Source organism: Nannocystis pusilla, assembly GCF_020073745.1.
In the GTDB taxonomy this organism is placed as follows: Bacteria; Myxococcota_A; Polyangia; order Nannocystales; family Nannocystaceae; genus Nannocystis; species Nannocystis radixulma.
Genome location: NZ_JAIRAU010000015.1, coordinates 92,596 through 105,054 on the forward strand (window position 1 = coordinate 92,596; position 12,459 = coordinate 105,054).

Here is a 12,459-nt window from a genome sequence, read left to right on the forward strand (position 1 = left end):
ACCTCGATAAGCAGGACCGACGCCATGCGCAACCACCTCCTCCGTAGCAATCCCCGCTTGTCGCGCCCGATCCACCGTGGCGACGCCGGCTCCGGCGCCTGGGGCCTCGCCGTGCTCGCGTTGTTCGGCGCCTCGGCCGCGCTGAGCGGCTGCGTGTCCGACCCCGACTGCGGCGTCTGTGACCCCGAGAACCTCATCCTCGAGACAGTCGCGGGCGTCAACTACGCCGGCAAGGTCGTGAAGCTGCTCGGCCCCGAGTGCGAGGGCAGCGACTGTCCGGGCGAGATCAAGAACGGCAACTACTTCGTCGAGAAGGTCATCCCCTGTCGCGAGACCGAGGACGCGATGGAGGCCGCCCGCGGCTCCGAGGAGTGGTGCAAGGTCTCGCCGCTGATCGTCAACGACGGCCTGCAGTTCATCTTCAACAACTTGCTCGACCCGCAGTCGGTCGAGCTCGTGCGCAAGTCGCCGATCAACCCGCAGCTGTTCGAGGTCTACGACTGGAAGACGCGCATCGTCCACCTCGAGGGTCCGATCGCCCGCTACAACGGCGACTACCGCCCGGGCACGCAGACCCAGCCCGACCAGTTGACGCGGCTCGTCAGCCTGTCCTGCATCGACAACCTCAACGAGAAGGGCCAGAGCTTCAACAACGAGAGCATCGCCGACGGCACCTGCGACGGGCTGTTCCAGGACACGAAGTCGAAGAAGACCATCCCGCTGAAGATGCGGATGGGCCAGGAGATCAAGACCTGGGCGGGCGAGAACGACGGGCGCTCCGCCGTGCAGTCGTGCGGGGCCCCGCAGGACGGCGTCGACACCTGTTGCGACGCGTGTGACTACGAGCTGTCGGTCAACGTCGCCAAGTACGGCGTCAACGCCAAGCTCAGCGAGACCGCCACGGCCAAGTTCGAGGAACTGCTGAGCCCGAACGCCGGGACCGCGCTCACGTGCGACGTGATGGGCGACAAGTTCAGGGATTGTCGCGGCTTCGTCACGCACGTCGACCGCTCGCAGGAGGTGCGCAAGTTCTCGTACGACTGGAACGGCGACGGCAAGGTCGACCCGGGTAGCGAGACCTTCCGCGTGCCGCTGCAGGACAAGCTGCGCGAGACCCACCCCGACGATCGCCCCGAGGGCGTCGAGCAGAAGACCGTGCCGTGCGAGACCGACGAGGACTGCACGGCCAAGCCGAGCCCGAACCTGCCCGGCACGAACTGCGTCGGCACCAAGGACGGCGCGGCTTGCAGCGGCAGCGACCCGGAGTGCACCGACAAGCGCTGCGTCGCCGAGTGGTTCGTCGAGTGTCGCGCCGAGACGAACACCACGGGCGAGACGGGCTTCTGCGTCGACAAGCGCTGGAACGGCACCGGCGTCGCGGCCTGCTACCAGACCGACGTGCCGTACCCGATCTGCCTCGACGAGACGTGCTCCGCGACCGACATGGAGTCGCCCGGCAAGGCCAAGGGTCGTCGCTTCGCGTTCGCCGACTCCGACGTCAGCCAGACGATCTCGCGGCTCGAGGGCTGCCGCTCGGAGCTCAACAACAACAACGGCGTGCCCGAGTTCTGCGACCCGTTCTTCCAGCCCGGTGTCACCTCGACGGACCGCTACGACCGCAAGGAGACGCTGCCCAGCACCTCCCGCAGCTGCATCTGCGAGGAAGATCCGGCGCCGGGTTGCGACGACATCGTCGCCAAGCTGTGCCACAAGGACGGCGACCCCGCCAAGCCGCTCATCGAGGAGAAGATCGGCCAGTACGCGCAGAAGTTCGTGCGGCGGCAGGGCGGCGTGATCTACGACCCGGCGATCAAGGGCGTGCTGTTCCTGCCGGCCGACCTCGGCGGGATGCCGCGGAGCTTCGCCGAGGCCTGCTCGGCGGGCAAGCAGAAGGGCGCCGGTGCGCTCAACATCAAGGACGGCTGGCGCGCCAACGACAGCGTGTTCGTCGAGAACTTCGAGAACTTCGACCGCGCGATGTGCTCGAGCTCGGAGTACAAGATCGTGTTCAGCGAGCCCGAGCCGGGCAACGCGCTGCAGTACATCCGTGACAAGGTCGGCAACACGCTGGCCGGCAAGTCGTCCTACGTCATCCACACGCCCGACTTCCACGTCATCCCGGGCAGCGGCTTCCCGACCAACAACCTCCGCATCGGCGCGTGCGACGAGTTCGAGCTGCGCTTCTCGAACAAGTACGACATGAGCCCCTCCAACGTGGAGAAGCTCCAGATCATCGAGCTGGGCGGGACCGAGGAGGAGCCGGTCGAGGGCAAGGTCATCGCCGGCGGCCCCGGTTGTGCCAAGACCCAGGAGGACCTCGACGCCGGCAACGGCAGCGTGCCGTGCCTGGCGGTCAACGTGCGCGACCAGGAGATCGGGGCGATCCGCGTCGAGATCGACGCCAAGGAGTTCGGCGCGATCCTCCAGCCGAGCACCAGCAGCAACCCCGTCCGCTATCGCCTGAAGGTCCCCGGGCTGACGCTCGCCGAGGGCGAGGACGTGTACGAGGCGATGAAGAACCGCCCCGCCGACTATGCGACCGCGTTCTGGGACGCGTGCGGCATGCCGCTCGTGCTCAGCATGCCGAAGCTCGACGGCGAGGGGAACTTGTCCGGCAAGGGCAAGGCCGCCAAGCCCGACTTCTGGTACGACTTCGAGATCGACTCGCCGAAGTGCAAGGAGGACACGGACCTCGACGGCTTCCCGTTCTCCTGCGACAACGCGCCCAATGATTTCAACCCTGACCAGATCAACACCGACGGCGACGAGGCCGGCGACGCGGTCGACCTGTGCCCGACCATCGCGACCGCGAACACCACCGCCGACACCGACAGGGACGGTCTCGGCAACGAGTGCGACCTCTGCACCCGCCCGCTCTCCACGTACAACAAGAACGCGGGCGCCGCGCTGGAGAAGATGAAGGTCCGCAACATCCCCGACCAGTCGGACTTCGACCGCGACGGTATCGGTGACGTGTGCGACAACTGCATCACCATCCCCAACTGCGGCGACTTCGGCGAGGGCGGCAACCTCAAGCCGGCCAAGATCGGTGACCCGGTCCCGTTCAACAACGACAACCAGTGCCAGACCGACATCAAGGAGCCGCTGTTCATCGGTGACGCGTGCGAGGACCTGCTGATGAACCCCGGGCCGGGGGCGGCCGGTCCGGTCGGCCTCGGGCTGACCGACGACTTCGACCAGGACGGCCTCGACAACGACACCGACCGCTGCCCGCGCCAGCGCGTTCCGGCCTGCACCGAAGACGCCGAGTGCGGCGGGGCCGAGACCTGCGTCGACGGCTTCTGCAGCAACCACGTCGACAGCGACGGCGACGGCATCGGCGACATCTGCGACACCTGCCCGTACGACAAGAACCCGGCGCAGATCCAGATGGGCCAGTCGGAGGAGGACGACGCCGACGGCGACTTCGTCGGCGCGATCTGCGAGACCAACAACGCGTGCGCCGACACCCCGGACGCGCGGCCGATCGCCTTCTACGACAAGGTCGCGCCCTCGGGTGCGTGCTGCACCACGGTGTTCCCGGTCGACTCGCTCGACGCTCCGCGCCTCATGCCCGACGGCGAGCCGCTGCCGCGCGAAGAGGTCGAGCGCCTGATGGAGGAGTACCTGGCCGCGCGCGAGGCGTGGGCGATGGCGATGGACGGCTCCGAGCCGCCGAAGCCGCCGCTGTTCGTCCCGCTCAAGGCCGACTGCGGCGGCGAGGGGCCCGACAAGTGCCGCCAGCTGACGGAGAAGGTTGTGAAGCGCCCGGGCATCGTCGAGCTGCCGCAAGGTTGTGCCGAGGCCGGCCAGCCGCTGACCCTCGACAGCCCGAGCATCAACGGCAGCGCCGACGAGCTGTACAAGCACATGTGCACGCTGCCGCAGCGCGACCAGGACTTCGACGGCATCGGCGACAAGTGCGACCTCTGCCCGTACGCGTTCGACCCGAACAACAGCCTGTACAAGGACCTCAACAACAAGGTGTGGCCGAGCTTCGGCCAGTACTGCAGCGGCGTGTGGGCCGCCGACGTCGCGCCGCGCCTGCTCTCGCAGTGCGGTGACCAGACCGAGGACGCGGGCATGACCGGCACCGACACGATGATGTCGACCGGCACCGGCACCGGCGGCTGAGCCGAGTCCGGGAACGACGACCAGAGGCCGCGCGATGCGGCCTCTGGCCGTTTAAGCGGCCGTCGAAGGCGCTGAGAGCCGGCCGGCGAGGGCGCGACTGTCAGATCGAGACGGCAGGCTCGAAGCGCCAGGCCGCGCGCAGGTCGCCGGCAGCGTGACGTTCGGCGATCTCGGCCGCGACCGCCTCGAGGTCGGCGGCCGGGCGAGGGGCCCCCTCGTAGAACAATCGGCCCTGTCCTTCGGGACCTGGCTCGAACCAGCAGTCGAGGTCGTCGAGGCTCAGGATGTGGCCGCGGCGGAGCCGAAACACGATGTTCTCCGGCTGGAGGCCGTCGTCGAATTCCTCGCGCAGCTTGCCGATCCGGCGCGCCTCGTCCGACAGGCCGGCGAGCTCGCCGGCGACGACCGCGTGCAGTTCACCGAGCGCGTGGAGCCCGTCGATCTCGCCCTCGCCGCCCCAGAAGCGCCCGCGGACGTACACGTACGGCGGCGCCATCACACCGGTGACGCCGGCGATCTGGCGCGCCGCCTGCGGCTGGTCGTGCAGGTTCATGCGGCGGAACGCGATGCCCTCGGCGGTGAACAGCGCGGCCACGCGATCGGTGGCGGCGTCGCCGGGGTAGCCGAATACGACGACGACGATCGGATCGGACCTGTCCAATGGTTCATCTGGTGGCGCAGGCCCGTCACCGGCCGCCGCGGGGCGGAGCTCGGGCCGACCGCCGAGCGCCGCGGCGCGCTCCTGCACCTGCTCGATGAGCTTGCGGCCGGATTCGCGGACACCCTCGGGCAAGTGCTTCTCGGCGATGGATTGCGCCTTGCGCAGCAGATCTCGCAACACCCGAGAACAGTAACGTGAACGGCCGAGCCCGACCAGAGCGCGTCGGCACGGGCGGACCGCAGGCCCGGACGGTGCGGCGCGCACCGCATTTCGCCCGATCCAGGCCGCCCGGGGAGTGTGAGTCGCGCCGTCGCTCGCAGATCCGTGGTATGGGTCTGCCTCGCGTTCGATGTTGCGGCTCACGTTCCACTTCGTGCTCGCGGCCAACTTCGCCGTGAGCCCCGTCTCCGGATCCAAGGACAAGCCCGCGTCCAACTGCCGCAACCCGAGCGCCCTCTACGAAGAGGGCCTCAAGGACTACGAGCAGAAGTTCACGAAGGCCGCGATCGAGAAGTTCGAGGCGGCCCACAGGTGCTCGAAGAACCCGCTCATCCTCTACAACATCGGGCTCTCGTACAAGCGCCTCTACGACGCCGAGCTGCAGCCCGATCTGCTGCACGAGGCCAAGAAGGCGCTGGTCGAGTACGTCGACGCGATCGAGAAGGACCCGACGCTCGGCGCCGATCCGGAGGAGGTCAAGCCGGTGTTGGCCGAGATCGACGCCGAGCTCGAGCGGATCCGTCCGCCGGAGGTCGAGCCCGAGCCCGAGCCGCCGCCGCCGGCCCCCGATCCGGTCGATCCGGGCAAGCCGCGGCGCATGCTGGGCATCGGGCTGATGAGCGGCGGCGGGGCGTTGACGGTCGTGGGCGTGGCCGTGGGCGCGGCGTTCGCCAGCAAGGGCGCCAACTTGCACGACCAGCTCAACGGCGACGGCGGGGTCTATGACGCGCTCGAGGCGGGCGGCTGCGGCCTGTCGGTCGACGCGGACGCGGCGGGGGCCGACACGGCGGCATGCGACAGCCTCCGCAGCCAGCGCGAGGGCCTCGTCGGCGACGGTACCCGCGCCAACGGCGTGGCCTTCGGCATGATGGCCGTGGGCGTGGTCGGGCTCGGCCTGCTCATCGGCGGCGCGGTGGCGTTCGCCCAGGGCAAGCGCGCGACCTCCGAGTGGGAGTCGAGCCAGCGCGCCCACGTCCGCCTGCTGCCGACGATGGGCGGGCTCCTGCTGCAGGGCCGCTTTTAGCGCCGCGGGCTCAGCTGCGCGGCAGCAGGAGGGTGAAGCGCGAGCCGCGGCCGAGTTCGCTGTCGACGACGATGTCGCCGCCGAGCAGGCGGGCGAAGCGGCGGCTGATCGCCAGGCCGAGGCCGGTGCCGCCGAAGTTGTGGCGGCGGTCGTGGACCTGCGAGAAGTCGCGGAACAGCAGCGACAGCTTGTCGGCGGCGATGCCGATGCCGGTGTCGGCGACGCGGAAGGCGACGAACTCGCGGTCGGCCTCGCGGACGAGGCGGACCGCCAGCTCGACCTCGCCCCCGGCGGTGAACTTGATCGCGTTGCTGAGCAGGTTCAGCAAGATCTGGCGCAGCTTGGTGGCGTCGGTCGAGATGTCCCCGAGGCCAGGTTCGAGCGCGAGCCGCCAGCGCAGCGGCTTGCCGCGCAGCTGCGGGCGGACGGCGGCCTCCATCTCCTCGGCCAGCGGCGCGACGGCGACCGGCTCGCGGCGCAGCTGCGGGACGCCGGCCTCGAGGCGGGCGAGGTCGAGGATGTCTTCGATGACGGCGACGAGGTGGCGGCCCGAGCGGTCGACGGTCTGGATGTCGGGCAGCAGCTGGCCGAGGCCGGCGGCGGTGGCCTCCTCGCGCAGGAGCTCGGCGCAGCCGAGGATCGCGTTCAGCGGGGTGCGCAGCTCGTGGCCCATGTTGGCGAGGAACACGTCCTTGGCCCGCGCGGAGGTCTGGGCCTCGGCGCGCGCGCGGGCGAGGGCGGCCCGCTGCTCGACGAGCTCGCGCTCGCGGCGGTCGAGCTCGAGCCGCTGCGCGGCCTGTCGCGCCAGCGCGAGGAGGCCGCGCCGCTGCTCGTCGCCGAGGCGGCGCGGGACGTCGTCGAGGACGCAGAGGACGCCGAGCGTGCGGCCGTCGCGGTCGCACAGCGGCGCGGCGGCGAGGCTGCGCACGCGCGAGCCGTCGCCCAGCGGCGAGCCGAAGGCGACGAGCGGGTGGTCGGCGAGCTGCGGCTCGACGTCGAGATCGGCGAGCTCGCACGCCTCGCCGCGCTGGATGGCAAAGGTACAAAAGGACAGGTAGGCCGAGGGGTCGTCGCGGTCGAGGCCGGCGCTGGCGCACAGCAGCGGCGGGCCGTCGTCGACGAGCGCGATGAGGGCGATCGGGGCGCCGAGCGCTGCGGTGGCGAGGCGCGCCAGATCGGCGAACGCCTGCTCGCGCTCCGACGCGGCCGCGGCGGGACGCTCCGGGGCGACCAGTCGCTGAGCCACGAGATCGGGCGAGGGAGCCAACTCCACATCGCTACGATACTCGCGGTCCAGGGCGCAGCAAGCCCCTCTTCATCGCCATCTTCGCGTACGCCTGTCCGCGGCCACGTGTTCACCGACGTGGCTCCACTGGCAGATGTCAGAACTTGCCGAGGCGCAACGCGAGCGTGCCGGTGAGGCCGCCGAGGATCCGGTCGCTGGGGCCGCTCCACGGCTGGGCCACGGCGAAGCGGTAGCCGCCCGAGAGCACCAGTCGCAGCACGCGAGTCAGCGCGAACGACATCCCGAGCTCGGGCTCGGCGACGAACATCGCGGCTCGATTGACGCAGCGGTCGAGCCGCTCGTCGTTGAGGCAGACACGGCCGCCGCCGATCAGGGCGCCGACTTGGAGCGAAAAGAAACGGACCTGCAGCAACGCGACCGCGAGCGTGACGCCGGCGTACTGGGTCCGCATGTTGAAGGTGCGGCCGTCCGACCGCTGCGCCGGCAACGGAGTGGCGAGCGCGCTGCCGGCGGCGCCGAACATGAAGCGCTCGTTGACGATGACGGCGAAGTCGGCGCCGAGCATCAGTCCGGGCGACCGTCCGAAGCCGGTGAGCTTGAAGGTGGGGGCGATGTAGGCGCCCACCTTCGAATCGCGGCCGATCAGCGGCTTGCCCTCGGTCCACAGCGGCCCGCGTTTGGGGCCGGATTGGGCGGCTGGCTTTGAGGACATGGTCGCAGGAGCAGGTCCCGAAGGACCGGTGACGGCCGGCCCGGCCGGGCCGGCGACGCTGGTCGGGGCCGGCGGCTGCCAGGCCGGGACGCTGGCCGGCTGCGTCAGATCGGGCGGAGTGGCCTGGATCGGCGCGGGCTGGGGCATCGGCGCCAGCTCGGCGCTGCCGCTGCTGCTCGTGTGCGGGTTCGGCGGCGCCTGGGCGCTCCGGGCCGCGGACGCGCTCGCCGGGGCGGACAGGAGCGCGAGCGCGGCGAGCAGGGCGAGGACGCGTGGAGCCATGGCCGGGCTACTGTTGCAGGGCCGGCCGGGCGAGGCAATCGGCGCGCGCACGCCCGCCGGTGAACTTGCCGGGACGCGCCGCCGCGGGCAAGATCGGGCGGTGCGCCTCCGCGTCGCGCTCGCTCTGTCCGCCTCGGCCGCGCCGCTCGCGTGCACGCCCGAGCCGGCGAGCACGGTGGAGATGCGCCAGACGGTGGTCGAGGTGGTCGACCAGGGCCGCGCGATGGCGATCGAGGACGCGATCGTCGCGCTGGTCGGCACGGTCGATCCGGACGAGAGCCTGACGGCGATCGCCGACGCGGTCGTGGCGGGCGCGGCGACCTCGGTGCCGTGCGCGGTGGTCGAGCGCCCGGGCGCGGTGGCCCTGCGGATCTGGTTCGGCAACAAGGACACGCCGTGCCCGTTCGCCGGGATCGGCTTCAGCGGGACGATGCGGGTCGTCTACACCCGGCCGGACGGGCAGGGGCTGCTCGCCTCGGTGTACTACGAGCCGCTGCGCGGCGACTCGACGCTGCTCGACGGCTTCTCGCAGCTGACGTGGGCGGCCGACGGCAGCCAGCGGCTGGTGACGGAGATCCGCGTCGACACGGTCACCGAGCGCCAGGTCGAGGTCCAGTCCGACCGCCTGCTGTCGCCCGTCGACGACGCGCGCAAGGTCGAGGGCTGGCGCCGCTGGCAGACGCTGATGGGCAGCTGGGAGGCCGACCTCGCCGGGCTGATGCTCGCGCCGGCGGAGTTCATGCCGCACGCCGGGCTGGCCGCCGTCGACACGCCGTTCAACCACACGATCGTGCTCGACTTCATCCACGAGGCCGGCGCGGCGCGCGTGCGCGCGAACGGCGGCCGCCGCGACCGCCTGTTCGACATCTCCGGCGAGGGCGAGGTCATCGACGCCGGTGACGGCTGACCGAGTGGGCATGCTCCCGCGGACATGTCCGATCGGACATGCCCGCACGGACATGTCCGATCAGCGCGTGAGGACCGGCCAGATCAGCGCGGTCTGGATCGGCTGCTCGCGCAGGCCGTCGAGCTGGGCGAGCACGCGGTGGACGGCCGCGAGGCCGGCGGGCCCGAGCGCGGCGCCGAGGCCGGGCACGAGCTGCTGCTCGGCGGCGGCGCGGATCAGGCTGGGGCCGGTGTCGAAGCCCTCGATGATGTCCTTGATCGTGGGCTCGGGCGGGTAGACCTCGAGCGGGACCTCGGCGGACACGCCGGTGAGCTTGCGGGCCTCGGCGAGCGCCTCGGTGAGGCCGCCGAGCTCGTCGACGAGGCCGCGCTCCTTGGCGGCCGCGCCGGTCCACACGCGACCCTGGGCGATCGTGTGGATCTCCTCCGGCGACTTGCCGCGGCCGCTGGCGACGCGGCCGAGGAACACCTGGTAGATCTCCTCCATGGTCGCCAGCACGGTGGCCCGCTCGCTCTCGGTCCACGGGGTCATGCCGGACCACATCGCGGCCCGCTTGCCCTTGCCGATCGGGAAGGTCCGGATCCCGACCTTCTCGAGCATGCCCTCGACGGCGATCTTGCCGCCGACCACGCCGATCGAGCCGGTGAGGGTGTTGGCGAGGGCGAAGATCTTGGTCGCGCCGCACGAGATGTAGTAGCCGCCCGAGGCGGCCACGCCGCCCATCGAGACGATGATCGGCTTCTTCTCCTTGGCCCGCTGGAGCGCGCGCCAGATCTGCTCCGAGGCCATCGCGCTGCCGCCGCCCGAGTCGACGCGCAGGAGGATCGCGGCGACGTTGGCGTCGTCGGTGAGGTTGTCGATCGCGGCGGCGAGGGTGCGGCCGGCGATCTGCTGGCGCGCGCCGAGGGTGCCCTGGCCGCGGCCGTCGATGATGGTGCCGAGCGCGTAGACGAGGGCGATGTGCGGCTCCGTCGGCCGCTTGGGCGGGACGAGGCCGAGGAAGGCCTGCAGCTTCTCCATGTCGAAGCCGCCGCCGCGCGGGCTGTCCTTGAGCTTGACCTGCTTCCACGGGACGCCGCCGGTGTGCTGGGCGCGGAAGTCTTCGTAGGTGGCGACGCTGTCGACGAGGCCGGCCGCGAGCGCGCCCTCGCTGGTGAACAGGGCCTCGTCGATGCGCTGGGCGGCTGTCTCCGGGGTCATGTTGCGACCGGCGGCGATACCTGTCTGCAGGGTCAGGTAGGCCTGGTCGACCACGGCGGTCAGCGTCTCGCGCATCTCCTTGGACGGCTCGGTGCGCGTGAGCGGCTCGGCGGCGCCCTTGAACGCGCCGACGTGGACGAAGTCGGGGACGACGCCGAGCTTGTCGAGGAGGCCGCGCAGGTGCAGCGGCATGGCCATGGGGCCGGGGATCATGACCTCGCCGACCGGCTGGACGCCGACGCTGTCGCAGGCGGTCATGAGGTAGTAGACGGCGTTGGTCGGGGTGTCGGCGTGGCAGACGAGCTTGCGCCGGCCGCCGTCCTTGAACTTGTGGAAGGCGCCGCGGACCTCCTCGGCGGTGGCCATGTCGAGGCCGACGTCGGTGAAGCGGACGAGCAGGCCCTGGACGTTGGCGTCGGCGGCCAGGCGATCGAGGCGCTGGAGCAGGGCGTGCAGCTCGATCAGGGCGCCGCCGCCGAACAGCGACATGGGCGCGAGCTCGCCGATCTCGCCGCCGAGGTCGAGGGTGAGCCAGTGCGGCTTGCCGGCGTCGAAGTCCTTCGACTGCCGCGGCGGGTCGTAGGGGCCGGGGGCGTCGAGCTTGTCGGCGAGCATGCTGCCCAGCGGGCCGAGGTTGCCGAGCGCGCCGGCGGCGGCAGGCGGGGTCGGAGCCGGCGCGGACGCGACGTCGGGCTTGGCTGCGGTCTCGGGCGGGGGTGGGGTGTGATCGCGGTCGCCGCGACAGGCGGTGGCGCACAGGGTGGCGAGGCTGAGCAGGGCGGTGGTGGCTCGCGTGACGCGCAAGGGGTTCCTCCGGGCGATGTGGACCCACTGCGGACGCGCGGGGTGTCGCGAACGGACGGCTGGGCGGGTCGCTTCCGCGCAAGTATCCTCCCGGCACTCGTCCATGCAAAGCCCCGCGTCCGAGCTCGCTCCGCGGCCCTCCGGGCCCGAACTCCTGGCCGACCTGGCGGGGCTGGTGCCCGATCCGAACCGGCTGTGTGTGGCCTATGCGAGCCTCATGCGGGTGCAGGAGGGCCGCACGCGCCAGGGCCGGCCGTACTTCGATCTGGTGGTGAGCGACGCCGCGCGCACGATCGCGGCCAAGGTCTGGGACGACGCGCCCGACGCGATGGAGGCGGTCAAGGCGGCGCGGCGCGGGCAGGCGGTCAAGCTGCTGTTCCGCGTCGAGCAGTACCAGGGGGCGCTCCAGCTCAACGTCCGCAAGCTCCGCTGCGCGCTCGACGACGACGACGGCTACGCGCCGGCGCGGGTGTTCGGCGAGGGCTTCGAGCGGGTCGCGGGCAAGCTGTGCCGCACGCTGGTGTTCGACCTCGAGACCGCGCCGGCGCACGACCCGGCGACGATGCCGGGCAGCGTGGTCGAGGCGATCCGCCGCCACGCGACGCGCGAGGGCTGCGAGCCGGAGCTGGTGATGAGCCTGTCGCCGCTGTTCGGGCAGGTGGTGTCGCTGGCGTTCATGGAGGGCGACGACCTCGACAGCGAGTGCTGGGCGCTGGGGGTGCCGCCGGGCGGCGACCCGCGGCGGGTGGTCGGCGAGGTGCCGCCGTGGCTGCAGCTGGTCAGCGAGCGCGAGCTGCTGCAGGCGTTCTGGCTGCTGGCGGCCCAGGCCGAGGTGGTCGTCAGCTACAACGGGCGCAACTTCGACGTGCCGTTCCTGCTCGGGCGCAGCCTCGTGCACGAGGTGCCGGCGCGGGTCGACCTGCTCGGCAGCCCGTACAACGTGCGGCCGCACCTCGACCTCTACCGCATGGTCGCGACCGGGCGCTCGGTCGGCCCGGCCTCGCTCGACGCGGTCTGCTGGGCGCTCGGGGTCGAGAGCCCGAAGGACGCGATGAGCGGGGCCGACGTCGCCCCGGCCTACGCGCGCGGCGAGCTCGGGGCGATCGCCACGTACAACCGCGGCGACGTGCGCGCGACCGCCAGCGTGTACCAGCGCGTGCGCGACACGGTGCTGCGCTTCCGCGAGGACTGGTAGCGGCGCATGTCCTGCCGGGCAGGTCCATGCAGACATGTCCGTCCACGCATGCCCGATCGGGCATGCCCCCGGGGA

The 12,459-nt window shown here is 71.4% G+C and carries 8 protein-coding genes; 4 read left to right on the plus strand and 4 right to left on the minus strand.

Features of this window, described 5'->3' with window-relative positions; translation table 11 throughout:
• Nucleotides 1–57 precede the first annotated feature (57 nt).
• Nucleotides 58–4,134, plus strand: coding sequence for a thrombospondin type 3 repeat-containing protein (locus tag K7C98_RS13745; RefSeq protein ID WP_224192091.1), 4,077 nt, complete (start codon nucleotides 58–60; stop codon nucleotides 4,132–4,134).
• A 100-nt stretch (nucleotides 4,135–4,234) separates the two neighbouring features.
• Here K7C98_RS13745 and K7C98_RS13750 read toward each other — a convergent pair whose 3' ends face one another.
• A complete protein-coding gene (locus K7C98_RS13750) occupies nucleotides 4,235–4,975 on the minus strand; it encodes a hypothetical protein (protein ID WP_224192092.1) in 741 nt (246 codons plus the stop codon).
• A gap of 169 nt (nucleotides 4,976–5,144) precedes the next feature.
• Between K7C98_RS13750 and K7C98_RS13755 the strand changes: the two genes are divergently transcribed.
• Nucleotides 5,145–6,038 (plus strand): hypothetical protein, encoded by an 894-nt coding sequence (locus K7C98_RS13755; protein ID WP_224192093.1) that lies wholly within the window; start codon nucleotides 5,145–5,147, stop codon nucleotides 6,036–6,038.
• A gap of 10 nt (nucleotides 6,039–6,048) precedes the next feature.
• Here K7C98_RS13755 and K7C98_RS13760 read toward each other — a convergent pair whose 3' ends face one another.
• Nucleotides 6,049–7,311: a GAF domain-containing sensor histidine kinase gene (locus K7C98_RS13760; RefSeq protein ID WP_224192094.1), complete on the minus strand. Its 1,263-nt coding sequence runs from the start codon at nucleotides 7,309–7,311 to the stop codon at nucleotides 6,049–6,051.
• Between the two features lie 109 nt (nucleotides 7,312–7,420).
• Nucleotides 7,421–8,278, minus strand: coding sequence for a hypothetical protein (locus tag K7C98_RS13765; RefSeq protein WP_224192095.1), 858 nt, complete (start codon nucleotides 8,276–8,278; stop codon nucleotides 7,421–7,423).
• Nucleotides 8,279–8,378: 100 nt separating this feature from the next.
• Here K7C98_RS13765 and K7C98_RS13770 point away from each other — a divergent pair, with 100 nt between their 5' ends.
• On the plus strand, nucleotides 8,379–9,185 hold the full coding sequence (locus K7C98_RS13770) for a hypothetical protein (RefSeq protein ID WP_224192096.1): 807 nt from the start codon (nucleotides 8,379–8,381) through the stop codon (nucleotides 9,183–9,185).
• Between the two features lie 60 nt (nucleotides 9,186–9,245).
• On the opposite strand, the gene sppA is transcribed toward K7C98_RS13770, so the two are convergent.
• Entirely contained in the window at nucleotides 9,246–11,189 is a 1,944-nt protein-coding gene (gene sppA, locus K7C98_RS13775) for a signal peptide peptidase SppA (RefSeq protein WP_224192097.1), read from the minus strand.
• A 103-nt stretch (nucleotides 11,190–11,292) separates the two neighbouring features.
• Between sppA and K7C98_RS13780 the strand changes: the two genes are divergently transcribed.
• Nucleotides 11,293–12,384, plus strand: a complete 1,092-nt coding sequence (locus K7C98_RS13780) for a ribonuclease H-like domain-containing protein (RefSeq protein WP_224192098.1) — start codon at nucleotides 11,293–11,295, stop codon at nucleotides 12,382–12,384.
• Nucleotides 12,385–12,459 lie beyond the last annotated feature (75 nt).

What these genes read in the sequence shown, in the direction of transcription:
- K7C98_RS13755 (WP_224192093.1), top strand. Translation starts at nt 5,145, where the DNA reads ATGTTGCGGCTCACGTTCCACTTCGTGCTCGCGGCCAACTTCGCCGTG.
- K7C98_RS13765 (WP_224192095.1), bottom strand. Translation starts at nt 8,278, where the DNA reads ATGGCTCCACGCGTCCTCGCCCTGCTCGCCGCGCTCGCGCTCCTGTCC.
- K7C98_RS13780 (WP_224192098.1), top strand. Translation starts at nt 11,293, where the DNA reads ATGCAAAGCCCCGCGTCCGAGCTCGCTCCGCGGCCCTCCGGGCCCGAA.